Origin of the sequence: Paenibacillus sp. RRE4 (genome assembly GCF_031844205.1) — a bacterium.
In the GTDB taxonomy this organism is placed as follows: domain Bacteria; phylum Bacillota; class Bacilli; order Paenibacillales; family Paenibacillaceae; genus Paenibacillus; species Paenibacillus xylanexedens_B.
This window is the reverse complement of record NZ_JAUZUT010000001.1, coordinates 3608936-3633317: the sequence shown is the minus strand read 5'-3', so window position 1 is coordinate 3633317 and position 24382 is coordinate 3608936. Positions and strand designations below refer to the sequence as shown.

At 43.8% G+C, this 24382-nt stretch carries 18 protein-coding genes; 10 read left to right on the top strand and 8 right to left on the bottom strand.

From position 1 onward, the window contains the following. Positions 1 to 119: 119 nt before the first annotated feature. Both Q9R46_RS16330 and Q9R46_RS16325 read right to left on the bottom strand, forming a co-directional pair. Positions 120 to 5096: a discoidin domain-containing protein gene (locus Q9R46_RS16330; RefSeq protein WP_311280754.1), complete on the bottom strand. Its 4977-nt coding sequence runs from the start codon at positions 5094 to 5096 to the stop codon at positions 120 to 122. A 515-nt stretch (positions 5097 to 5611) separates the two neighbouring features. Continuing rightward, positions 5612 to 6424 carry an alpha/beta fold hydrolase gene (locus tag Q9R46_RS16325; RefSeq protein WP_145413739.1) on the bottom strand — a complete coding sequence of 271 codons (813 nt, stop codon included), beginning with the start codon at positions 6422 to 6424 and terminating at the stop codon, positions 5612 to 5614. A gap of 147 nt (positions 6425 to 6571) precedes the next feature. Here Q9R46_RS16325 and Q9R46_RS16320 point away from each other — a divergent pair, with 147 nt between their 5' ends. Continuing rightward, complete coding sequence (locus tag Q9R46_RS16320) at positions 6572 to 7165, top strand: hypothetical protein (RefSeq protein ID WP_311280753.1); 594 nt, start codon at positions 6572 to 6574, stop codon at positions 7163 to 7165. 287 nt (positions 7166 to 7452) lie between these two features. On the opposite strand, the gene Q9R46_RS16315 is transcribed toward Q9R46_RS16320, so the two are convergent. Beyond that, on the bottom strand, positions 7453 to 7770 hold the full coding sequence (locus Q9R46_RS16315; RefSeq protein ID WP_311280752.1) for a hypothetical protein: 318 nt from the start codon (positions 7768 to 7770) through the stop codon (positions 7453 to 7455). Between the two features lie 389 nt (positions 7771 to 8159). Between Q9R46_RS16315 and Q9R46_RS16310 the strand changes: the two genes are divergently transcribed. Then, positions 8160 to 9719, top strand: a complete 1560-nt coding sequence (locus tag Q9R46_RS16310; protein WP_311280751.1) for an acetamidase/formamidase family protein — start codon at positions 8160 to 8162, stop codon at positions 9717 to 9719. Between the two features lie 227 nt (positions 9720 to 9946). Here Q9R46_RS16310 and Q9R46_RS16305 read toward each other — a convergent pair whose 3' ends face one another. Then, entirely contained in the window at positions 9947 to 10720 is a 774-nt protein-coding gene (locus tag Q9R46_RS16305; RefSeq protein WP_311280750.1) for an SDR family NAD(P)-dependent oxidoreductase, read from the bottom strand. A gap of 125 nt (positions 10721 to 10845) precedes the next feature. Between Q9R46_RS16305 and Q9R46_RS16300 the strand changes: the two genes are divergently transcribed. Continuing rightward, positions 10846 to 11673, top strand: coding sequence for a helix-turn-helix transcriptional regulator (locus Q9R46_RS16300; protein WP_311280749.1), 828 nt, complete (start codon positions 10846 to 10848; stop codon positions 11671 to 11673). A 191-nt stretch (positions 11674 to 11864) separates the two neighbouring features. Here Q9R46_RS16300 and Q9R46_RS16295 read toward each other — a convergent pair whose 3' ends face one another. After that, the gene (locus Q9R46_RS16295; protein ID WP_311280748.1) at positions 11865 to 13838 is read right to left on the bottom strand and encodes a stalk domain-containing protein; all 1974 of its coding nucleotides are present in this window, start codon (positions 13836 to 13838) and stop codon (positions 11865 to 11867) included. A 263-nt stretch (positions 13839 to 14101) separates the two neighbouring features. After that, entirely contained in the window at positions 14102 to 14902 is an 801-nt protein-coding gene (locus tag Q9R46_RS16290) for a sulfurtransferase (RefSeq protein ID WP_311280747.1), read from the bottom strand. A gap of 597 nt (positions 14903 to 15499) precedes the next feature. On the opposite strand from Q9R46_RS16290, the gene Q9R46_RS16285 reads away from it, so the two are divergent. The 4 genes from Q9R46_RS16285 (at position 15500) to Q9R46_RS16270 (ending at position 19331) form a co-directional block, all read left to right on the top strand. After that, a complete protein-coding gene (locus Q9R46_RS16285) occupies positions 15500 to 16633 on the top strand; it encodes a HesA/MoeB/ThiF family protein (protein ID WP_311280746.1) in 1134 nt (377 codons plus the stop codon). Next, the gene (locus tag Q9R46_RS16280) at positions 16630 to 17829 is read left to right on the top strand and encodes a hypothetical protein (RefSeq protein ID WP_311280745.1); all 1200 of its coding nucleotides are present in this window, start codon (positions 16630 to 16632) and stop codon (positions 17827 to 17829) included. The genes Q9R46_RS16285 and Q9R46_RS16280 overlap by 4 nt, the downstream gene beginning before the upstream one ends. After that, positions 17826 to 18365, top strand: a complete 540-nt coding sequence (locus tag Q9R46_RS16275; protein ID WP_311280744.1) for a DJ-1/PfpI family protein — start codon at positions 17826 to 17828, stop codon at positions 18363 to 18365. The genes Q9R46_RS16280 and Q9R46_RS16275 overlap by 4 nt, the downstream gene beginning before the upstream one ends. A gap of 441 nt (positions 18366 to 18806) precedes the next feature. Then, positions 18807 to 19331, top strand: coding sequence for a copper amine oxidase N-terminal domain-containing protein (locus tag Q9R46_RS16270; RefSeq protein ID WP_311280743.1), 525 nt, complete (start codon positions 18807 to 18809; stop codon positions 19329 to 19331). Between the two features lie 144 nt (positions 19332 to 19475). Here Q9R46_RS16270 and Q9R46_RS16265 read toward each other — a convergent pair whose 3' ends face one another. Both Q9R46_RS16265 and Q9R46_RS16260 read right to left on the bottom strand, forming a co-directional pair. Continuing rightward, on the bottom strand, positions 19476 to 20312 hold the full coding sequence (locus Q9R46_RS16265) for a sulfurtransferase (protein WP_311280742.1): 837 nt from the start codon (positions 20310 to 20312) through the stop codon (positions 19476 to 19478). 34 nt (positions 20313 to 20346) lie between these two features. Then, a complete protein-coding gene (locus Q9R46_RS16260) occupies positions 20347 to 21291 on the bottom strand; it encodes a DMT family transporter (RefSeq protein WP_311280741.1) in 945 nt (314 codons plus the stop codon). A gap of 381 nt (positions 21292 to 21672) precedes the next feature. On the opposite strand from Q9R46_RS16260, the gene Q9R46_RS16255 reads away from it, so the two are divergent. The 3 genes from Q9R46_RS16255 to Q9R46_RS16245 all read left to right on the top strand — a co-directional run bounded on the left by Q9R46_RS16255 (position 21673) and on the right by Q9R46_RS16245 (position 24380). After that, the gene (locus Q9R46_RS16255; RefSeq protein WP_311280740.1) at positions 21673 to 22575 is read left to right on the top strand and encodes a polysaccharide deacetylase family protein; all 903 of its coding nucleotides are present in this window, start codon (positions 21673 to 21675) and stop codon (positions 22573 to 22575) included. Between the two features lie 28 nt (positions 22576 to 22603). After that, entirely contained in the window at positions 22604 to 23260 is a 657-nt protein-coding gene (locus Q9R46_RS16250; RefSeq protein ID WP_311280739.1) for a YkyA family protein, read from the top strand. A gap of 226 nt (positions 23261 to 23486) precedes the next feature. After that, on the top strand, positions 23487 to 24380 hold the full coding sequence (locus Q9R46_RS16245; protein ID WP_311280738.1) for a bromodomain-containing protein: 894 nt from the start codon (positions 23487 to 23489) through the stop codon (positions 24378 to 24380). Positions 24381 to 24382 lie beyond the last annotated feature (2 nt).

Below are 24382 nucleotides of genomic sequence, written 5' to 3'. Positions count from 1 at the left end.
GCTAGATTTAGAAGCGGGTTAATATAAAAAAACCACCCCTGGCCCGCAAAATGAAGGGAGAGAGATGGTCACATGGAAAGATATTTATATCTCTAAATTACTTTCATTAGTCAAGCGAATCAGTGGTACAGCTTTAATTCGGCAATAGACCACCACCACTCAGCATTGTCCGTAGTCAAAGCAATTTTGACATATCGTGCCTTCTGGTTCGCGAACATCACGGAGATCAAAGGATCTGTTCCCGCAGCTTCTGAAACCGAATCCCATTGCTCGCCATCTGTTGAAGTGACGATTGTGAAATTGCGGGCATAGTCATTGTTGCTGCTGCCTGAGTCCATGGTTAGACGGCTGAAATTTTGGATGCTTCCCAGATCGATCTGAATCCACTGGTCTGCTTGTTGTCCGGATCCAGAGGTCCAGCGTGAGTTCAGATCATCATCCAGCAGTGCACCAACGTCTTCAGACGTGGAAGCTGTACCAGTCCAAGACGTCCGATCCAGTTCGGTAGGTAGCAGTTCATCCTCTTCCTCGGGTATCCATGGTGTCTGATCGGCAGTGTAAACTGTGATTTCAGCTATAGACCACCAGTGGGAATCCGTTCCGGTCTGGACTATTTTGATATAGCGAGCCTCACGGGAAGCGAAAGCAATAGAGAGCACGGCATTTTTCCCTTCACCCGCTACCACAGCTTTACCCCAGTCCGTGCCATCCAGAGAGGTGTATACTTCGTAACCACGAGCATAATCGTCACTGCTGTGAGCACTATCCAATACAATCCGGTTCACAATCTGTGAATGGCCCAGATCCAGCTGAAGCCACTCACCGCCTGATTGTGTCTGACCGGTAGTCCAGCGTGTTTGGTTCGAGCCATCCAGCACCGTGGCAGCCTCCTCACCGGAAGACGCTGTGACGGACCAGCCATCTGGAAGCAGACGTTTTTGTTTTCCTGTTCCATAGTGATTAACAAACAGCTCAGAGACCGACCACCATTGATCGGATTCCCCCGTCTGTACGATCTTTACATAACGTGCCTGCTGCTCAGGGAAGGAGATAGAAAGACGTCCTGACGCTCCTTCGCCTCCAGCAATGGATGTTCCCCAGTTTTGCCCGTCATCGGAAACGAAAATGCGATATTGCCGCGGATAGTCATCCTTCGCGTTCCCCGGGTCCAGCTCTACCGCGTCAAAAGCACTCGTTTGTCCAAGATCAATCGTAACCCACTGTCCCTCCGTTTGCTTTCGTCCGTTCGTCCATAATGTGTCTCGTTTTCCATCCAGCATGTAAGCTGTGACATCGGTTCCTTGTGTGGAAGAAGCGGTCACGATCCAGGTTGACCGATCGGGCAACGGGGCTGGAGCCGGATTTGGATGCTCAGGTGTTTGGGCCAATTTCCCGAATCGGGCGAGCTTGAGTTCCGAGACGGACCACCAACTGTCTGCTGGAGCAGTCAAAACAATTTTGATATAACGCACAGTCTGCATCCCCAAATCAACGGACAAGCTCGGCGATGTTCCTGTTCCCTGTGCAATCGGCTTGCTCCAGTTCTCATTGTCTTTCGAAACGTAAACTTCATACCCGTGGGCATAATCACCCCAGTTATTGCCGGAGTTCATAAAGAGAGTATCCATCATCTGCTCGCTGCCCAGATCGATATGGAGCCAGTCTCCAGGCTGTTGCGTTTGTCCAGATGACCAGCGGGTAGCCAAATCTCCGTCAATCATGTGTTCCACTGCTTCAGAACTGGAGGAGGCGGTAATCGTCCATGTGCTACGATCCAGATAAGTGACGCCTTGTGAAGCATCCGGCTGCTTGACTACCGTATGCTCCAATGGATTGACCTTTACTTGAGCTTTAGCATAGACGGTAGCTGAACCCAAAGCCCCGCTGGCATTATAGAATCGAACCGTTTTGGCGGTATCGGACGGATTCCAGATTTGCGCTGTGTAGACGCCATCCTTTTCGTAGACCGTTGCGGCCGGAGAATCAGCCCAAATATCCATTGTACGTGTTCCCGTGGATGCCATACTATGCATGAACCAATAGGCGTTAAAGACCTCGTTTTGCTGCATGTCTTTCGTATTCCACTTTGCAAGAGCAGCCTCCGGGTCCCCAATGGATTGGAAAGGCCAGATGATGTGCTGCCATGTGCGCTCCTGCTGACCACCCAGATCCTTGATCAGACCGTTGTATAGTGCGGCAGTATTCTTTGGATCACGTCCATAATAGGTCATCCACTCCGCTGGTGGCAGCCAGTGAATGCCGTAAATATGCTCTGCGTCGTTGGAGAAGTACGTGCCATACAGGTAAGCACTGCCGTATACATGCCCTACGGTAGCGTGTTTGTATCCTTCCAGCCAGTTATCCCCATCGTAATTGAACCAATATTGCTCGGCGGCTTTTTCCTCGGTGACGAAGCCCCAGATGCCTGTATCGCGATAGGCTTTATTCCCTGTTACTTCGCCCCACATATATTGCCCGACCCAGCTGAACAGGGCTTCGCCTGCCGCTTCCTGATTGTTTCCGCTGCGATTGTCGGCATAACCGCCCGCCCAGGAATGGCCTGAATAGGGATCAAAATTACGCATCCATGGGAATTGATTGTCTGTGCGCGAAGGATTGGCGTAATCCCGGATTAGCAGCTCAACCATATCGCCATAATCTTCTACAAACGATGGATCATACATAGCCAGCACCGCAGATGCGAAGACGTAATAGCCATAGGTGAAATGATGATCCGTTAGCCCGGTGTTGACCCCGAACCCGCTTCCATAAGGGAAGATCGTTCCCCATTGCTCCGAGTAATAAAAATAATAGGAGTGCAGACGTTCATCCGGTGAGTAAGTGTACCAGTCTGTCAAAATGTTTCTTAACAGGGACAGGTAGTGGTCCCGACGTTCGATATCCCCAAGCTGGTCGCTAATGAGCACACCCAGTGCAAGCGGATGAAGCTTTTTTCCCTGCCAGTAGGGATCTTCGCTCATTACATTGCCTGACGTATCTGCATCGAGCTGATCCAGGTAGCTGATTAATTGCGCGCGTGAGTATGTCGGATCATCCGGCTCCACAAATTGCGGAATAATGCCATAAAAACGATCCTGTGTCGTAAAGCTGTTGCCTTCGCTTACTTTCATCATCCCACGAATGGAAGGATAAGTGAGCTCCGTGAGTGGAGTTGTGGCAATTTTCCACTGGTGCGGGAACAAAGCCATTAATGTACTGGTGGAAAAGTTAACACGCTTTGTTTGTGTAACGGAGCTGAAGGTCGTTGTAACTTGGGAATTGCTCTCGTTGTAGTTGTAATCAACCTTCGTATCCGTCACAAAAGCATAGGCATGCCGGTAATAGTATGCTAACTCTGATGCAGACGGCAGGGTAGCCAGCGATAAATAATTTTCGTTTGATCCCAGCTTGATCTTAAGTGTATTGCCAAGCTTTATAAGTGTGGTACCCTCTGGTGCATAAAGGCCGTAGTTTCTTGTAAAGGTTTGGGGCGAAGGAGCCCTGTCTTGATTGGTGACTTCTATACCGATATGATCTCCGGTCCATGATTCCCCGTCCTTGAGCACAATCTCACGGTTTTGATCATCAAAGAGACGTGTGATGTTCGGTGAACGGAGCAGGATCGTGTCCGGGTTCTCGAACGTGTTGTACAGGAAAGGGGAGCCTTTGACAAAGGTTGTATTGACCTTCGCCGTGTCGTCGTCACTCATGATGATGTTTGCGGAGTAATCTCCGTATCCGGCTACCTTGGTATTCACCTTGGACGGATTCATATTGCTTGTTGTCAGGATAAGGTCTGCTTCACCATCTGCATCCATCGAATTGCCGTCAGCAGAGAGGTATCCTGCACCAGGATTCAAAATATGAAGTCCCTGCTTGGTGTAACGATTTTTGAACGGGAGTGTAACCAGACTGTTTCCATCTCCTAAATCCGAAACAAGAATTGACTGCCACCAGTCATTAGATGGAATCGGGGCAGTGATGTCGGCTGTGCGATTTTTCGGGTTTTTCGGTTGCAACATGGTGATATCGTTAATGGCATAACTTCCGGCCCCAACCTGCACTGAGCTCATCTCCGGGATAGCCGGAATGGTGTAGACCGGTTTTTCATCACCTTGAATATACTCATATACATCAAACGCATAGAGAGAATAGCCATTGGTTGTACCTCGGCCAAGCCCTGCGAACTTTACATATCTGGCTTCTGCATATACAGGAATGTCATCTCGTCCGCCGTTACTGTGTAACTCCCGAACCAACGTAGTCCAGTGCTCTGCATCGCTCGATACCTGAATGTCGTATGCGCGTCCAAACGCATTTTCCCATTGCAGCGAAATTCCTCCGATTTCATGAGGTTGACCAAGGTCCACAACAATCCATTCCTGATCCTTGTATATGGAAGACCAGCGTGTACCTGGGTCACCATCCGTCACATTGCGCGCTTCGTAATTGCGCTTTTCCATTTTGGCCTTGTCTTCGGCAGATCGACTAGGTTCGTCAATCTCTTCCGATGACGCCATGACCGATTTACCAAGGGCAAGGTTGGCAGCAACCGGTTTTGGAGGTGGGTTTGCTCCGCCCGTTCCATACACATTGAACGCGTACAGAGATACACCGTAGGCTTGCTGCGCCCGTTCATGACTGAACAAACGTACATATCGTGCATTGGCGGAAACCTCAACTTCCGTCATACCGCCTTGACCCTTCGTTGTAGAGTATACTTGCGTCCAGTTCACCTCATCGTTGGACACCTCAAGGTCGAAGGCGGAGGCATAAGCATTTTCCCACTCAATCGAGATGTCCGAGATGGAAGCAACTGCACCCAAGTCAACATAAATCCACTGAGGGTCTTGCTGCCAGACACTTTCCCATCGGGTATTTTTGTTGCCATCCACCGCATGATCGGCTGTATTTCCGCCAAGGGATGAGGAACTATACACCGGTCTGTTCAGTGATAAAAGATATGACCCTTCTGCTGCAGCGTTTGCTGCCTTGCTTGGCCATAGCGGAACACTGCTGATCAACAATAGCATAGATAACAGCAAGTTCACGCAGATACTGCGTTTGTTTCGTGTGTGGCTCGTTCGTCCCTTCATATCTTCTTCTCCTTTGTTAGCTTTTGTCTGTTCATCAGACAGAACTTTCTCTTTTTCCTAACAACCTGTTATATGTATAATTCTGTTCTCCCGTGCCGCATGCCTGAGATCCGATTTCAGGTTAAAAACATGGGATAAGCGGATGTTCATTTGATGTATATCGATCATTTGCAGTGGATTATAAAGTTTTTTTAATCGTTTTCGGAGAAAAAGAGACATATGTCCTACAGGAGGCAATCGTGGTGTGTAACTATGAAATACCGAATTGGGAGCACGGTCCGATAGCAATATAATGTTTTCTTTGTGCTGTTGTGCAAGCGAAATACTATTCTTCCTCGGGTACTTCTGATAGGGCTGATTTATTTACTTTTTACAGAAACGTCAAAAAGCCCGCTAACCGCGAGCTACATGATTTTCTACAGGGACCATTTAGATGAGATCATTAAACATCAATTTAACGGCTATCTTTTCACGATAAATTGGTTTTTCGATAGTGCCCCAGTACATAAATGCTTTTATTCTAGTATAGAGATAATTTCTTGCTGAACTAGCAGAGGTTGTTCCAAATATACATAGTGTCCGGAGCCTTGTGCAGTGACATGAGTAGCCAGATTAGACAATGATGCTAAATCTTGTTGCATTTCAGCCCATTTAATTTCCATTTCTGGACCCATGCCGTGTTCTGTTGCGGAGATTACGGTCAATGGTAAGTTTCGCAAAGCATCCTTCGAACGCAGTTTTTCGATATATTTAAAGCTCTTGGTTACTTCTGCATAATTCCCCTCCGCAGTAAACTGTGATTGATACATTTCAATAAATTCGGGCGGCAAGGTTGCCAGAACAGCTTCCTCTTGCTTTTCGTGAGAAGCGTCGATCAGCACAGCTCCTGCAACTTCATTGGTATAACGATCAGCAAATCCTCGAACATTCAATCCGCCAATACTGTGTCCTACCAGTACATATGGACCTGGAATATTAGCTTTTCGAAGCAACTTATGTAACTCTTTCACCTGTTGTTTTGTTGTTTTATCTTTGGTAGTATCGTCACTAAGGCCGAGTCCAGCACGATCATAAGATACGGTTAAGGTCTTTTTGGATATTACGGATTGAAGATCAGACCAGATGGAAGAATCATCACCATATCCGCTAATGAATACAACGGTAGGAAGTGATGTTTTCACTCCTTGAATATTTGCATACAAGGCAACCCCCGTGCTTACTTCATACAGTCCGCTAGAGCCAATTTGATTCGTTTTACCTTCCACAAGTGGAGCTGACATCAGAAAAACCAGACAAAAACTTAGAGATAAAGATAGCCAACGCTTCATCTTACATACCTCCTAATATAGGAATGATTAAGATATTCATTCATATTAGAGTATATCCTTCGAAGGTGAAAATGTAAATAATTATATTAATTATATAAAATTTAATAAAATATTGATTAATTGAAAATTGAGCCTTGGAGGACTATTATGAAGCACACTTACCTTGTTTTATTGTTCGTAACGATGTGGCTCACTAGTGCATGTGAACAGTCTGATCGCAGTGTGAACAAAGGGGAACATGGAAGTCCTGCTACTCAGACAGGGAGGGGCACGATCAACAATCTAAGTTTATCTGCTTTGGATTCTGAGAAGGCTTATGAACTCTCTGCAGAGGCTCTATCCGAATATTACAAAGCTATATGGAACGGTCTGGAATTTGACGGTAGCAGATATATGGATAACCCGAACCTCAAACTTTATACGGAAAAGAAGATCAAATCACAATATAATCTGTTTCGGAAGAATAACCTAACCTATAATCAAGTAAAAGAGGTCAAGATGGATGCTGAAAAAGTAGACATTGTTGAAGGAGAGCAAAAAGTTTACTATCTAAAAATGAATGCACGTATTATAAAGGATGTAGGTGAATATGCGGAGTCTACTGAATTCCTGGTACAAGATCTGAAAGGCAAGTTAATTATTGTAGACTGGTATACATCTGGAAAGGATAGCTACGATTCCATTATGCGTGGGGAGAGTCAGGTCATTAATAATCCTGCCATCTGGGAGAATAGTGAATGAAGATGAATAAATGTTTAACGGGGCATTTAGAGAGCTAGCTGGCTTAAGGAAGACGGCAACGTGGCTGATTCGCATCCTGCTTAACGAATGTCTCGAAATAAAGTGAACTACGATTGTTAGTGATCAGTGGCACCTGAAGCCTCCTCCAGCGGAGGCTTTAGGTTTTATCTTCTCGGTCCCGCAGTATGTTGAATAATCAGTGATTCGGCGTCAATGGTCACCGTAAGATCGAAAAAACGGTCACTGTGCCCCTCTCTCCAGTCCTCCGGAACATCTTCGGAATAAAATCAGAAGCGAAGCAGTCGCCGCTCAGGGTTTTGAAGAAGTTCAACAGCGCAGTCAATCGAGCATATCGACAGATCAAGGATAAGCGGCGGTGACCATCGCTGTACTGCTTCAGTCCATTCTGCTACTAGTTGCTTGGCAGCTTCTACAGCAATGAGGAGATGAAGTGCATACTCTGAACCAGTCATTTTTGCTGCATTGGTCTCCTGTTGCTTGACGCTCGTAGCTTCCAGAAGTGTTGGAACATCCTTGCGGTCGATATTAAAGATGCTACTTGGAAATTGCAAATTCGAATGTATTCCATGATATGACTCCGTCATCGTTGTTCACCTCTTCTTAATGGATTGAGGAGGTACCCCTCAATAAGTTTAGCAGGTCTAAATCCTTTTTTACCACGTTTAATAGATAACAAAATAAAATACGGGCACCCACCGCATTCCCCTCATAACTGATCTAACTTACTTCATTTTGTTTGTTCAGATATCTGAAGAATGTTCATCAAGTTTAGGAAACCTATTTAAGTTTTACATGATTTTTTATGTTATGTATATTAACGTTTGTTTATATTTTTATAAGTATATCCTCGGATTCTAGCTCTTTTTTGTTATTTTTGTTAACAAGAAAATATTGTTTTAAATAGATTTATATGTTACCTTTTATTTATGTTATATAATCTTACATATTGTTGCATAACGTAGGAGGGGACGTAATGTTTATTAACCGAACGATTAGGAAAATTGGGGTTTCAGTAGGGATTTTAGGTATGTTTACAATTGCTCTACCTTCAGTGGGCTTTAGTATGCCGTTGCAACCGACAACCATCGATAAGGTAGAAGGTGATTATTATGTAACGTCTGCGATTGAGAACGTTCGCTGGGGATCACTGCCTAATCGAGATAGCTCTCCGATTCTTACTGTACCATCAGGAAGTGCTGTAACATTTGATACGGTATCGCATGAGGGACTGATCGAGGATCAAGGAAGAAATCCAGTGGAGTACTTCGGCAAATATGGCATCTCCCCCGATGGAGTGTTAGATGATGCGAAGGCAATTGCGGCGTCTGCGATTCAGCATGATTATGTAAAAGACGGACCTCATATCATCACTGGGCCAGTAGCCGTTGAGGGAGCGATGCCAGGAGATGTTCTTAAAGTAGAAGTCCTCTCGTTGCAAACTCGAGTTCCCTATGGTGTCATTTCTAACCGCCATGGTAAAGGCGCCCTTCCTGGCGAATTTCCAGAAAATACAGGCCCACAAGAGGGAGCCAGCGCAACAAAACCGGAATTGTATAATAATGTATCTATATTTACGCCTATTGAAGAAATCAACGGCAATTGGTATGGTGTATTACCAACAAAAGCCGGCAAGAATGTGCGTTTCCCGATTAACCCGTTTCTAGGTGTTATGGGGGTTGCGCCAAATACCAGTGAAGTTGTGAGTTCGATCCCGCCTATTGAAACAGGAGGCAATATGGATATTAATGAGTTAGGTGTTGGTGCAACTATTTATTATCCGATTCAAGTTAAAGGCGGGTTATTCTATACTGGAGATCCACACTTTGCTCAAGGAGATGGGGAAGTAGCGTTAACTGCATTGGAAGCTTCCTTAAGAGGGACAGTTCGGTTAACGGTGTTAAAGAAAGGTGACCTATCAATCCCGCATCGTGGAGAGTTCACGCAACCCTTTGCCGAAACAGAGGATTATTGGATTCCGATTGGACTGGACCCTGATTTGGATGAAGCAATGAAAGAATCGGTGCGCGAATCAATTCAATTTTTATCCGATAAGCTGGATATGGATAGAAGTGTAGCTTATGCATACCTATCGGCGGCAACGGATTATGAAGTATCCCAGGTCGTAGACCGAACGAAAGGGGTTCATGGACTCATCCGAAAGACCGATTTTCTTGAATATGTTGACGTTGCAATGAATGTAAGGGGTACGACAATCAAACCGGTTGTTCATAACGATGAGTTTTACGTACCGATTCGAAGGATTTCGGAGCTATTGGGCGGTACAATAGCGTGGGATAATAAGTCGCGTACAACGCAAATCAAATTAGGCACGAAAAATATAAGTGCTCAAATTGGTTCAGATGTGTATTCAATTAACGATAAACTGGTGTTCAATAGTAAAGTGCCAAAGCTTTTAAATGGCGAAACCGTAGTTCCGGTTTCTGTTATCAATGAAATACTAGGTGCTTATGTAAACTGGACGACGATCGACAAGACGTTAACGGCAAACGTATCGTTAAGTAAAAAGCAATAATCGATTTCATTATTCAATCGTGGTGGACGGATGTCCATCGCGTTTTTTTCTGTTATCATGAATCAAAAAAGGACTAACTGGGAGCGTATTAACTCTCTCTCAGTTTAGTCCAGAAAGACTTTTCTCAAAATATCATCAAAATTTTTATTCTTCCCATAACCCGCTTGCGATTGTGATCGAAGATATGTCTACATCCATTCAGACGTTTCGACCCAGACCACCGGATCTTATACACTAAGTCCACCGTCCACAGGTAAAACGACCCCAGTAACAAAAGATGAATAATCACTAAGCAACCAAGCGGCTGCGTTAGCAATCTCAATAGGTTCAGCCGGACGTCTGAGAGGTGTCTTTGCACGAATCTGTTCAATGATATCGGGATTAATAGAAACCCACTGCTGAATCATATCGGTCATGGTGGTTCCTGGGGCAATCGCATTGACACGGATACCCGCTGGCCCGTATTCGACCGCAGCTGTTTGAGTCAGGCTGTTTACCGCTCGTTTAGATGCCCCGTAAGCTCCCAAGCCCGGATTCCCCTTCAGACTACCCACGCTGCTGGTGTTAACAATAGAACCTGACCCTGAAGTCTCCATCATCACTTTAATCTGGGCTTTCATGCACATCCAGACTGCTTTATAATTTACGGACTGGATTAGGTCGAAGTCTTCTTCTCTTTCATCCACCAGCGATGATACCGTGACTCCGATACCTGCGTTATTAAAAGCGGCATCAAGACGGCCATATCGTTCCACTGTAGCTTTAATAGCTTCTTCAACATTGCTTGCATCTGACAGATCAGCTGTAAAATATGTAGCATCTCCACCCGATGTCACAATCTCATTCCTGACTTTACGCAACTCAGACTCTGTCCTCGCGACGAGCATCACAGAAGCCCCTTGCTGTACAAACAGCCTTGCTGCCTCAGCTCCAATACCTCGCCCCGCACCTGTAATCATTACTACCTTGTTAGCCAACATTTGTCCTGCAATGGTTGTCATATTCATTCTCCTTGCCTGGAATTGTTGATCTCATCAACTACCTTCAGTATAATTTGACTACTAAATGGTCACGAGAACCTGCTTAATGGTAGGATTGTGAGTGATAGGATAAGGGGGAGGTTTACTTGAACGACAGTGAGCGCCGTTTAGCGCTAGGTAATTTCTTAAGAGATTTACGCTCCTCCGTTTCTCCCCTTGATGTTGGCCTTTTGCCTGGCAATCGTCGTCGCACACGAGGCTTGCGGCGAGAGGAGGTCGCCGGGATCGCTAATATAGGACTCTCATGGTACACTCGCCTTGAACAAGGTCGTGATATTCGTCCGTCGGTAGGTGTACTGGAAAGCTTGGCTTCAGCACTCAAGCTGACACCCAATGAGCGAAGACATCTCTTTCTGCTTGCTGGAGAATCACTGCCTCCTCAATCAACGATCATTGAAGAGAGAATCAGCCCATCCATTCAGGAAATGCTGAATGAATTGAATCCTAATCCGGCCTATGTCATCGGGAAAAAGTGGGACTTTTTAGCTTGGAATAAAGCGGCAGATGCTGTATTTATGATTCATAGGGTGTCACCCCCGCATGATTATAATTTGATGTGGCGCCAATTTACGGATTCTATTTGGAAAGAAGGATCGGAGGACTGGGAAAGTGTCTCACGAAGAATGATTGCTGAGTTCAGAACGTCAAGAGCGCGTTATCTGAACGATGATTCCTTCGACAAGTTAATTGAAGATCTGAAGAGGACAAGTACTGATTTTACAAGGATGTGGCAGTATCATGAAGTGCCAGTCTCCCTTGACGGCTACAAGAAGCTTTTGCACCCCGCGTTTGGAGTGATTGAATTTGAGCATGTCACCCTTCAATTCCCCAATGAACCAGATCAGCGAATGATGATCTATATGCCTCATCCGGCAACAAAATCCCGTTTAGAGCATTACTTCACGCATGAGTAGACAACCGTGAAAGTTGAAATGCCCTTCATTCAGAGTGTGTTTGTCTTGAGGTACTGTAGATTTGCGTTCTGTACCTACTTTTTCCCCGTCGCCACCGGATTCCGCAGGACTCGGGATTCTTTCAGCCTAAATAAAAAAAGCCCGATTCCTTATTTGGAAACGGGCTTGGAGCTCCGAATATCACCTCGTGTTTATCGTGAAATATAATAAGCACCCTTCAAATCAGAGTTACCTTCGAATACCAGCACGTTACCATCCACCTCGTACCAGCGTACCATTTGTCCTCTAGTCATGGTTGCATTCGGCGTTCCATAGACGGCAATGACATGCTTCAATTTATTGATATCGAACAGAATATTTCGCAACGTACGGCCACCCGCATTGTATATAGAAGCTACATTTACGAGTAAGCCATCTTTGAAGATGAGATTAGTTCCATCATAATAATATCTGTTGGCTTCCGACAAAGGCCTTGCGGCAGGTTTACCATTTTCCATTGAATAATAATTCCCTGAATCATTTTCGATGGCCTCGTACAGATCAGGGCGAGCGATAACATCTGCTTCTTTCAGATCCTTGGAAAAAACATGGAGCACTTTGTATTCGTAGCCTTTACCTAAAAGGGAATTCAAGAAACCTCCAGCCATGCCCAATTTTTCGTTCAGCGTCTCCAACGGTACGAAGGTCTGCCCAGCCCAGGTTAATACCGTTTTATCGGTTTTGGAGACGGTCATTTTATAATTGCCACGATTGATCGTCAATCCACTGGAAGTTTTGGACACTGTAGCATCCGCTGCCTTTGCAAAATCATTCACTTCCACGTACCAGCGGTTGTCCTTCGTCAGGAAGGGGCCTTGGCCAGCATAGTGCATCGGTTTGCCATTTACGAGCATTTGTGGTGGGGCTTGCATGGAGATCAGTTTCGATTGGTCACCCGTGTACCCACCTGTATCGGCTTGTACCAATTGAGAATTTTCCATGTTACGGGTAACAATTCCTGTTGGCACATGAAGGTAGTAATCTTTCTTTTCGGCTTGGAATAAAAGAATTGAATTGCTTATCTCCTTATATATTCCAACGCCGATATCCGAAATTTCGGATACAACTTTTGCCGTTTTTGTATCGACGATTCTTATTGTTTTTTCTTTGTCTGTTTGCTGACGAATCAGAACATAACGTTTGTGCTTACTGAATCTTATAGAACTTGAAGCATCTGCGCGAGATAATGGCTTGATTGCTGCACTTGCAGAAGTTCGATAACCTACCATATGATTTTCGCTTTTTGGATTTTTATAGGATACATAAGTTATTGAACCGATTTTTTCCTCATAAAAAACATTTTTTGGTAGTGGTGCGGGAATCTTGCTTTTGGTTCGGGTTCCGTCTGAATTCAAAATGAATGTTTCTACCGAGAAATTATTATTTCCATATGTATTGTAATTAGATGTTTTTGTGTACTCGGTGTATCTTAAGGTTTGGTCGATTTCCTGTGGATATCCAGCAATACGCGCCAGCAGCTTGTTACTGAGTAGCGAATAGATTCGGAGATTTCGTTTTTCATAGTTTATTTCTCCGTTACCTTCCTGCAACGTATAGCCTCCAAAGTCATAATAGATTCGGAACGGAGGCCGGCTTTCCCCGAACGTTTGTACTTGATTCAACACGCTTAGAAGGTTGCGCTCGAGATCATATTTATAGATAACATGATTGCTTACTGACTTCTTTTCGCCTTTTGCATCTGGTTGTTTGTCTGTCGTTGAATCACAATAAATCGTAAAAGCTAGCGGACCTTTCTCTGTATTCATCACATGTGTGCCAAAACTCGAAAAGCAGCCTGGATAAAATGTTTGTTTCAGTGCTGGATCATCTTTTTTGCGAGCGTTCTCCAAATATTGAGCATTTTTCGATACAGCACGTGCCTGCTTTGGAAATTCATGAAGTTCAGTCTCCACACGACCGTCATCAAAATAAAACTTCGTTACACGAACCTGAGGTATAACTCTGGATGTTTCTTCCTCATATTTGAATTCAAATTTGAATTCCGATTTGTACCGCTCTTGTGCTGCTTCTGCTTTTCCACCTGTAATCGGTAGCAACCCACTAAATAAAATCATAGCTACTACGATCAGAAACTTTGTGGTAAAGCGTACCTTACTCTCTTTCATACTCCATCTCCTTAAAATTGTATATTGGTTGCTAAATTATTCATTATAAGAGAATAAGGGGATAATACCAAGAAGGAAAAGTTTGGACGGTCTCTTTCTCAGATTGGTGCTCGACGTGGGACCTAGTCGTAACAAGCAATATCGCCTCAATATCTTAAGCGAAAAATTCTCCTACTAAACGCGATAAAATGCCGCCATGAGTCCTTAGACCAAGGCGACATTTTTGCTTAGTTATTTCAAACCATCTACAATGTATCGGAATCCTAAATTTCTTCCCCCGTCGCCACTGCATTCCCCTCATAACTGATCCAGTCGCTCCAGCTCCCGGAATACAGCTTCACATTTGTGAATCCCGCTTCTTCGAGCGCAATCACGTTCGGGCAGGCGGAGACACCGGAGCCGCAGTACACGATAATCCCATCGTCTTTCCCCAGCTTCACGAACCGCTCCTCTAATGCTTCAACACCAGACCAGCGACCATCCGCATTAAGCACATCTTTCCAAAAATAGTTCACGGCCCCCGGAATATGTCCGGCCTTGGCATCGATCGGTTCCTCCAGCCCCGCATAACGGCGGGCATCGCGGGAGTCGATGAGTACGGCGCTACCGCTTGCCGAAGCTTGTTGCACATCCTCTACACTAGCGAGCATCTGCGGCTGTAACTTTACGTCAAACGAAGACGGAATCTGTACCGGCACGTCCGTTGTCACCGGGAACTTGGCATTCTGCCAAGCGGAGAAACTCTCATCCATAACATAGACTTGCTCATGTCCCAAGTAGCGAAGCAGCCACCATAAACGTGATGCATTCATGCAGCCTTGGTCATCATAGGCAATGATGCGACTATTGGAGCCGATGCCTGCTTTAGCGAGGCGGCTTGCGAGTGCAGCCGGATCAGGGAGTGGATGGCGTCCGCCGTGCGCAGACACAGGAGAAGACAGATCTTTTTCCAAATCGAGATAGATAGATCCTGGAATATGTCCAACTTCATAGGTTTTTCTACCAGTCTCCGGCTGACCGAGCAAGAATCGGTAATCGGCAAAGACCACATCCGGTTCATGCATTCTGGTAAGCAGTCAGCGCATGGATACAATATTTCTCATTACAATAAACACTGCCTTTATATGTAATAAGTTCAAGTATATAACCGGGTCTGAGACTAACAAAATATCGATAATATGAGTTTATATTACTTTAATATTATATTTCGACAGAAGATTCATAATAACGAAAATAATCATAGTAAATAACTACTATTCCAATAATTTTTATTAAATGGTATAAATATCTAAGGGAAAAATTCCCTTAATTATTTACATATAAAGAGGTGAGACGAGCATGAAAATCAACGTGAAGAAAGTAGAAGTATTGGTACCGCTGATCAACCACCACAACTAACTTAAGTAACAGTAAAAAAGTAGGAGGTGAGACGAGCATGAAAATCAACGTGAAGAAAGTAGAAGTATTGGTACCGCTGATCAACCACCACAACTAACTTAAGTAGCAGTAAAAAGTAGGAGGTGAGACGAGCATGAAAATCAACGTGAAGAAAGTAGAAGTATTGGTACCCCTGATTAACCACCACAACTAATAAGCAATGTATTATATGTAACAGGGCCGCTGCATTGCAGCGGCCCTGTTGATAAAGGAGAACTTATTTTATGCGTCCAAAATTCAAAAATGTAATGAATCCAATAGTAAGATCAGGAGATAATATTAGATTAGGATTTGAGAGAGAAGTATTTGAAATTGAAGATAAGGATGGAGTAATTCTCCGATTTATAATGATGTTAAATGGACAAAATACTCTAGAAGATCTGATATCAAAATGTGGTCTTTCAAAGAGAGAAGTAATGGATGGACTTGAGGCACTTGATAGTATCGGCGTTATTGAGGATTTTGATGCCAGTGTAGAGGGACTAACATTATCTGAATTAGACAGATACAGAGCTAATTTAACCTTTTTTTCTAACTTCAGTGATTTAAAACAAGGGAAATATAGTCACCAATCTAAGTTAAAAAATTCAAAAGTAGTAGTTTTAGGGTTAGGGGGGGCAAGTCTCACCGCTGCTTCATTAGTCGGTTTAGGTGTTGGCCAAGTAATAGGAGTAGATTATGATACAGTAGAACTAAGTAATCTAAACCGGCAGTTTCTTTACACGGAGGATAGTATAGGAAATTTCAAATCCCTTGAAACGGAGAAGAGGCTTAAACAAATAAATAAAGATATTATAGTAAATGTTCACAACTTAAAAGTAACCTCTCCAGATGATATATTAGATATTATTAGTGGAAGTGACTTGGTTATAAACGGAATAGATTCACCGGGGATTGTTGCGAGTCGTTGGGTAAATGCAGCGTGTGTTCATCATAAAGTACCGATTGTTCAAGGAGGAATAAGTAATACAAAAATTATTTGGGAAACTATTTTACCCGATTGTGGGTGCTACGATTGTTTCTTAATAAGAAGTTTAAGGGTAGACAAGCACTTTGAACATCAATTGAAGGCTCTGTACGAAACTAGATATGAAGAAACTAACTCTGCAGTAGCACCTCATGTTGCATTACTATCGGGTTTTTTGTCGGCTGAGGTATTAAAATTGCTAACTAATTATACACAAAGTATGATTCCGTCGACAACGCATGTGTACGATACAGCTAAAATGGATATCCTCAAATCCGAAAGTTGGTCAAAACTTGATGAATGTCCAACATGCGGAAGTAGTAGGAATTTAAAAGGAGTGGTTAGTCTTGAGAGATTGATTGATATTGCGAACAGTGAGGTACATATATGATTTCTGTTAATTTATCATCGAAGGTCTATGCTAATCACTTGACAGTACAAAAAGACGGAGATGAGTATACAATTGGTGATTCTGAACAAAGTATTTATATTCGAATCCCCATTGAAGGTGTTCTAGCTATAGAACTAATGGATGGCATAAATACACTGGATGAAATATCGAATTTATTAAAAAAGAATCACGATGTTGAGGTAGATATTATTGATTTTGTGGAAACGTTATTAGAGTTAAACCTAATTCATAAATTTAATGATGAAGTCTTGGTAGCTCTTAAGGCTAGTAAGAATGAAGGCAGAATAAGAAAAAAAGTTGGTAGATTTTTCTTTAACAAGTTTGCTGTTCTCATTTATTTAACTTCTTTTATTGCATCTGTAATTATTTTTGCGTACAATCCTAATTTTCTTCCGTCTTATCAGGATTATTTTATTTTTAATGAGTCAGTTGGTTTAAGTTTGCTTATTTTATTTTTAATATCATGGAGTTTAACGATTCTGCATGAATCTGCTCATTATTTTGCAGCAGTATCACTCGGGGTACCAGTTAATTTTAAAATTAGTATAAGATGGTTTTGGATGGTTATTGAAGCCAACATGAACTCTTTGTGGTCAATCGAAAGGAAAAAAAGATATTTGCCATTTCTAGCGGGTATGGCTTGGGACTCAGTGATCCTTTTACTTGCACTCGTGTTCCAGTACATCTATCAACAGGATTTATTAATTGTGGGATACATGAGACTGATAGTCCTCATACAAATATATAAGTTTTTATGGCATCTTCTCATTTTCTTCAGAACCGATCTCTATTATGTTTTAATCACTATTACAAATTCTTCGAATCTATTGGGACAAGCAGTTCTTTATTTGAAAAAAATCTACAGTACAAGTGCTCGTATAGAATGGAGTAAATTGAAACAGAATGAACAAGCTATTTCAAGAGTATTTTCATTTATTTATTTAATAGGAATATTTTCGGCAATATTGCTCTTTTCATTCTTTTCTATTCCAGGCTTTTTGATAGCGGTATCTAAAGCTATTGATAATCTAGCAAATCATTCTTGGCAGTCTTTATACTTTTGGGATGGGACAATTGTGATAGTTTTGGCCTTCTTTAATCTGGCTCTATGGATTGTTGGTGCTTATAACCGTTCTAAAGAGTTAAAAAGAGAAACTTCAATTCAAAATACATGAAAGCAGGTGTAAGCATTAATACTCATGTCTTAATTTACGACGGCTTTGTCAATTTTGAAATAATGTTGGCAACTTATTTAATGAAAACTCAAGGAGAAATTATAACAGTGGGTTTAAATTCCGAGATGGTGAATTCTTATGAGGGATTCGTTGTTAAACCCCATGTGGATATAAAAGAAATTGATTGTGACGAAGTAGAAATATTGCTTATTCCAGGAGGAGCTATTGGCGCCGTAGAAGGCAATCACCAGCTAACATCACTTATCAAGAGGTTAGACATTAACCGGAAATATATTGGTGCCATTTGCTCAGGAGTTGAACTTGTTAAACAAGCAGGGGTTTTAGAAGGTAGGGAATTTACTGGAAATGGAATAATCAATGCCGAAACATATACAGTTAGTCAGAACATCATAACTGCAAAAGCTAATGGATATGTAGATTTTGCGATTGAGTTAGGCAAAATGTTAAATATTTATTCTGACGAAGATGATTATAATGAAACAATTAGATTTTTTAAATATTTTGAGAATAATTAGTAATATGAAATGAGTTCAATTGTTGCTATCTATCAATGACTACCCTGAACTCTCGATTAGTGGAGTTTCACCATATACATTAATTTGCTATGGGTCTGCACCAAAATCAAGAAGTAGTAAATCTACTTCATAACTCTTATCAAGTAGTTGCGAACAAAGGTGTAACAGTTTGATTCCTTTCAAGTCTCACAAATTTGGATTCAGAAGTTGTGTAAAAATTAATAGCAGTGTTTGTTCAATTTCCAAGAACAAAACATTCATCTATGAATGTTTTGCTCTTGGAAGTTTTCGTTTCTATAGTACTAAATAGAATAGCATATTTTAAAAGATAGTTGTTTTGACAAGCTTAAAGAAAACTTGTTGTATTTATACATTGATTCCCTCCTTTTATCTCCATTCAAAATCTGACGACGTATATATGTAAATTATTTGGATGAAGCAATGAAAGAATCGGTGCGCGAATCGATTCAATTTTTATCCGATAAGCTGGATATGGATAGAAGTGTAGCTTATGCATACCTATCGGCGGCAACGGATTATGAAGTATCCCAGGTCGTAGACCGAACGAAAGGAGTTCATGGACTCATCCGAAAGACCGATTTCCTTGAATATGTTGACGTTGTAATGAATGTAGGGGGTACGACAATCAAACCGGTTGTTCATAACGATGAGTTTTACGTACCGATTCGAAGGATTTCGGAGCTATTGGGCGGTACAGTAGTGTGGGATAATAAGTCGCGTACAACGCAAATCAAATTAGGCACGAAAAATATAAGTGCTCAAATTGGTTCAGATGTGTATTCAATTAACGATAAACTGGTGTTCAATAGTAAAGTACCAAAGCTTTTAAATGGCGAAACCGTAGTTCCGGTCTCTGTTATCAATGAAATACTAGGTGCTTATGTAAACTGGACGACGATCGACAAGACGTTAACAGCAAACGTATCGTTAAGTAAAAAGCAATAATCGATTTCATTATTCAATCGTGGTGGACGGATGTCCATCGCGTTTTTCTTGGGAAACGTTCAGGTACTGAAAATACACCGCTTCAGGCATCGGCCTGCAAGGCGGTGTATTTGTCTTCGAGATGCGATAGACTTGTCCTCCGAACTACTCTTCCCCCGTCGCCACCGCATTCCCCTCATAACTAATCCAGTCGCTCCAGCTCCCGGAATACAGCTTCACATTTGTGAATCCCGCTTCTTCGAGCGCAATCACGTTCGGGCAGGCGGAGACACCGGAGCCGCAGTACACGATAATCCCATCGTCTTTCCCCAGCTTCACGAACCGCTCCTCTAATGCTTCAACACCAGACCAGCGACCATCCGCATTAAGCACATCTTTCCAAAAATAGTTCACGGCCCCCGGAATATGTCCGGCCTTGGCATCGATCGGTTCCTCCAGCCCCGCATAACGGCGGGCATCGCGGGAGTCGATGAGTACGGCGCTACCGCTTGCCGAAGCTTGTTGCACATCCTCTACACTAGCGAGCATCTGCGGCTGTAACTTTACGTCAAACGAAGACGGAATCTGTACCGGCACGTCCGTTGTCACCGGGAACTTGGCATTCTGCCAAGCGGAGAAACTCTCATCCATAACATAGACTTGCTCATGTCCCAAGTAGCGAAGCAGCCACCATAAACGTGATGCATTCATGCAGCCTTGGTCATCATAGGCAATGATGCGACTATTGGAGCCGATGCCTGCTTTAGCGAGGCGGCTTGCGAGTGCAGCCGGATCAGGGAGCGGATGGCGTCCGCCGTGCTCGGTGACCGGAGCAGAAAGGTCCTTTTCCAGATCAAGGTAGACAGCCCCCGGAATATGTCCGGCTTCATAGGTTTCACGTCCGGCATCGGGTTGACCGAGCAGGAAACGGCAATCTACGATGGCAACATCGGATTCGTACATTCTGGCGAGCAGCCAGCGCATGGATACTATATTTTTCATAACAACACACCGCCTTCATATGTAATGAGTTTTTTTACACCGTCTTCGGTTCAACAGGAGCAGGAGCGGCGATGGGCGCATCAGCTGGAATGGGCTGGGGTTTGGTTTTGCCATACCGAATGAAGATCCACACCCCGAACAGGATCACGACACCTGCCGACATTTGAAGTGTACTCAGTGCTTCCCCCAGCAGTACCCAGGCCAGCATGGATGAGAATACAGGCTCTCCGAGCACACCCATAGATACCGTGGTCGCGTTCATATATTGCAACAACCAGTTGAAGAGGTAATGTCCAAAGATGGTAGGAACGATGGCAAGCAGCAGGAAGATTCCCCACTCCGAAGCCGCGTAACCGCCGAACGGATGCCCCATGAACAGATTGTACACCGCGAACGTACAGGCAGCGACAAGAAACACCCAGAAATTATACGAGAATGCACTGAGCCCTGTTCGCAAAAATTGACCCAGCAACATATGCACAGCTACTGCCATCGTGCCAAGTAATGATAAAATATCCCCCTGCAAAGCAGTACCCGCCACCTGAAAATCTCCTGCACCAATAATGATCGACCCGAACAGCGCGATCCCCATACCGATGAGCATCATGCGGTTGATTTTGGCTTTGAACAGCCACACCGATCCGGCTAGAATCAGAATCGGTTCCAGAGCAAGGATGACGGTAGAACTGGCGACACTGGTTAATCGCAGTGATCCCATCCAGAGCAGGAAGTGCAATGCAAGCATCACACCGGAAGCGAGTAACAAGATCCACTGCCGGACATTCAGACGAAGCATTTCATGCCTGTGCGGCCAAACGAAAGGCAGCATGAGCACATTGGTTAAAAACAGGCGATACATGGCAATGACCGCAACATCTGCGTCAGACCAGCGTACAAAAATAGAAGAGAAAGAAATGGCAATAATGCCGACAACAAATAACAAATAGATGGATCTGCCGGCACGGTTCATGCTTGTCATAGGTGTAGCTCCTTCTTGTAAATAGATAACCTAAATCACCTCATTATACAGGAGAAGGTCAGTGCAGGGAAGATCAATAGCAAGTAAAGATACTTCACTACTCAGCAGATATCTTGATATATATAAGTGTTGTATGAACGCTGAAAAAATTGGAAGCAGCATCTCGGCCATGAGACACGTTTTGCTTTTAACAACGAATAAATTCAGTTGCACATCCGTGGTTAGACAAACATGGAAAAGAGATAAGCAGATTGTAACCGAGCTTGTAACTATTCTGTCATTCACAGGCACGGTTTTTCTATTAATCTTCTATATAGAGACGTGAATCGATATAATATTCCATTCATCGGGAAAAAAAGACAGTTGGGAAGTGGCTAGGTCGTGAGAGTACAACAAGAAACAACGCGAGACTATGGAAATGCGATTCGCAGTGTCAGTCGAAAACAAACTCATAAAAGAAGGAAAATCCGCTACGGCAGATTGAGCGTGGCAATCATGCTCTTGCTTGTGTTTGTTGCGGGCTTGACATATGTGTTTATCGGTATGACTCATTGGATGAAAACGGTAATGGCACCACCGCCAATTGCTGTCATTGAACAACCTGCCAAGCTGGGGATGATTCAGGTCACACCGGAGGCGAAGGAGGAGCCGGCACGATTTATGGGGCAGGTTCGAAAAGTGGTGTACATAACATTTGACGATGGGCCAAGTCAATATACAGATCAATTGCTGGATATTTTAAAGCAACATGAAGCGAAAGCGACGTTTTTCATGATTGGACGGCAGTTGAATGAGCATCCGGATGCGGTGAAACGTTTGGTGAAGGAAGGTAGTTATCCTGGGTTGCACAGCATGACACATAACTACAATAAGCTCTATAAGAGCGGAAGCTCGGCGAACTTTGTGAACGAGTTCAAAAAGGAACAGAAAATGGTCGAAAAACTGATCGGATACAGACCGCATCTCATCCGTGCTCCCTACGGGAGCAGTCCGCAGATTGGCGAAGCATTCAGGGGGGACATTGCTGCGGCAGGCTTCAAAATGTGGGACTGGACCACAGATTCCCTGGACTGGAATCTTCCCGGTCAGCCGGATAAAATCGTAGCCCGAGTGAGCAACAGTGTGCACAGGGATAAGGAAGTTATTTTAATGCACGAACGGGAACAGACTGTACAGGCGCTGCCGCGCATTATGAAGCTGCTGGAAGAACGGGGTTATGAATTCGAAGTATATGATCCGAACGCACACTGGGTCGCCAATTTTAGTGGAGATACCCGTCTGTAAACGATAGATGGCAAGAGAAGGAGAACACATGTTAATCACGAGCAAAAAAATGACCCTTGCAGTATGCAGTTTATTGCTGATGCTTCTGCTCAGCGGGTGTGGAGAGCCGCAGGAGCCTGCGGCCAATCAGGTGAATCGTTTGGTGGAGAGCGGTCAGGAGATCGACAAAAGTCTGAAGACTTTGACACGTTATGAAGCAGAAGATATGGAATTATACAAGACTATTTTAAGCAAAGGGAAGAAAAAGAACAGCAATATCGAAGCACTGCTGGATCAAGCAGAGGCTGACATTCGGGAACGACGAGCATTGCTTGAACAGACGAGTAAAGTTATGGAAGATACAGGAGAGAAAATCGATGCACTGCGCCGTTCTCTGAAGGAGCTGACCATTGAGAAGGAAGAGACGCTTGCTCATGCAGATAAAGTGCTGGATCAATATGAGGCCAGAGCCAAAACCTATGAGCTATTTGTAGTTTCATATGAGCATAGTTTGAATGCTGAAGAACAACTGTATGGGCTTATGCGAGCAAGTGTTAAGCCGAATCTTGTTAAAATTAAACGTGCCATCCGCACACGTAATGAAGAATACGCCAAGCTTGCGGAAGTACGTAAACAATTCAACTTGCAGACGCAAGCATTCAACGCCGCGCATGAGCAATTGGTCAAGCTGGATCAGGCGGGCTAGGCTGGAGAGTTGGGCTTTGAATACCGTTTATGCGTGATTGAGTTGCCTGATTCCCGTGTAAGTAAATAGTATACGAAGCTATATAAATAGAACGAACAGTCTTTGCACAAAACAGCGATTGCAAGGTTCCGCCGCTACCCGGAGTGATCGTGTGAAGTATCGTTGGTTCCATGGATGTAGCAACATGGACAAGCAGCATTGCGTTTAAGCTAACGGAGGTGTTCATATGCGAAAAAGGAATAGGGCAAAGGTCAGCACTACATTAGTGGTTCTGCTTATGGGATTCTCGCTTGTGGCTTGTGGAAGCAGTGCACCTGCACTTCAACCATCTGTGAACAATACAAAGGAAACGTCACCAGCGCCGGAACAAAAGCCGGAGGAAAGTAACGTTATTGAAGCAGAGGGAATACTGACGGGCTGGGCTGACCCGCACACGGTTGAGATTCGTGTGAATGATAAAGCGATGTCTTTTCAGGTGAGCGAGGATATGCAAAAGTTACTGGACGATATCGATGATGAGGATTCGGTTCGTTTCAAATATATAGAAAAAACGGTGGATGCATCAACCAAACAGCTGGTACTTACCGAGATTACTAAAATCGCATCTGCGGATGACGGTAAGACGGGTACTGGGCCAGGGGACATCGTTACATCAGACCGTCCACAAACGTCAGAGCTGGAAGTGACGGTGGAGGGAATTACGGAGAAGCGGCCAGTAACTCTGGCGCAGGCTAAAGGATATTCACTATATATCTTTGAGCCGATGGCTTTTGATGCAGAAGACCATGAGTTAACAATGAAGATTGATCCGGGGTATAAGGTAGAGATCGAGAAGTTGCCTTCGGACTTTAATCTGGATTATTTGAAGATGGACGCGAAGGAAGAGTTGTCCGAGGTGGGGGAAGTCAAAGAATTAACCCCTGAACAGCTCAGCAATGGGCCGATGAAAGATGCAAGACTGTTTATGATGTCTCAGAATGGGAAAAAAACGCAATATTTCATCGTCAAGGAACTGGACGGCAATGGGTTCATTTTCCACATTGATGCGCCGGTTGGTGAACCTTCCGAAGGTTTCCTGCCTATGGTGTATGCATCAGTGAACTCGATTATGAATGAATAAAG

Bases quoted from the DNA above. Each gene is read 5' to 3' on its own strand.
- Q9R46_RS16245 (WP_311280738.1), top strand. From the start codon at position 23,487: ATGCGAAAAAGGAATAGGGCAAAGGTCAGCACTACATTAGTGGTTCTG.
- Q9R46_RS16295 (WP_311280748.1), bottom strand. From the start codon at position 13,838: ATGAAAGAGAGTAAGGTACGCTTTACCACAAAGTTTCTGATCGTAGTA.
- Q9R46_RS16310 (WP_311280751.1), top strand. From the start codon at position 8,160: ATGTTTATTAACCGAACGATTAGGAAAATTGGGGTTTCAGTAGGGATT.
- Q9R46_RS16290 (WP_311280747.1), bottom strand. From the start codon at position 14,902: ATGCATGAACCGGATGTGGTCTTTGCCGATTACCGATTCTTGCTCGGT.
- Q9R46_RS16315 (WP_311280752.1), bottom strand. From the start codon at position 7,770: ATGACGGAGTCATATCATGGAATACATTCGAATTTGCAATTTCCAAGT.
- Q9R46_RS16330 (WP_311280754.1), bottom strand. From the start codon at position 5,096: ATGAAGGGACGAACGAGCCACACACGAAACAAACGCAGTATCTGCGTG.
- Q9R46_RS16250 (WP_311280739.1), top strand. From the start codon at position 22,604: ATGTTAATCACGAGCAAAAAAATGACCCTTGCAGTATGCAGTTTATTG.
- Q9R46_RS16325 (WP_145413739.1), bottom strand. From the start codon at position 6,424: ATGAAGCGTTGGCTATCTTTATCTCTAAGTTTTTGTCTGGTTTTTCTG.
- Q9R46_RS16265 (WP_311280742.1), bottom strand. From the start codon at position 20,312: ATGAAAAATATAGTATCCATGCGCTGGCTGCTCGCCAGAATGTACGAA.
- Q9R46_RS16320 (WP_311280753.1), top strand. From the start codon at position 6,572: ATGAAGCACACTTACCTTGTTTTATTGTTCGTAACGATGTGGCTCACT.
- Q9R46_RS16275 (WP_311280744.1), top strand. From the start codon at position 17,826: ATGAAAGCAGGTGTAAGCATTAATACTCATGTCTTAATTTACGACGGC.
- Q9R46_RS16305 (WP_311280750.1), bottom strand. From the start codon at position 10,720: ATGACAACCATTGCAGGACAAATGTTGGCTAACAAGGTAGTAATGATT.
- Q9R46_RS16285 (WP_311280746.1), top strand. From the start codon at position 15,500: ATGCGTCCAAAATTCAAAAATGTAATGAATCCAATAGTAAGATCAGGA.
- Q9R46_RS16260 (WP_311280741.1), bottom strand. From the start codon at position 21,291: ATGACAAGCATGAACCGTGCCGGCAGATCCATCTATTTGTTATTTGTT.
- Q9R46_RS16270 (WP_311280743.1), top strand. From the start codon at position 18,807: ATGAAAGAATCGGTGCGCGAATCGATTCAATTTTTATCCGATAAGCTG.
- Q9R46_RS16280 (WP_311280745.1), top strand. From the start codon at position 16,630: ATGATTTCTGTTAATTTATCATCGAAGGTCTATGCTAATCACTTGACA.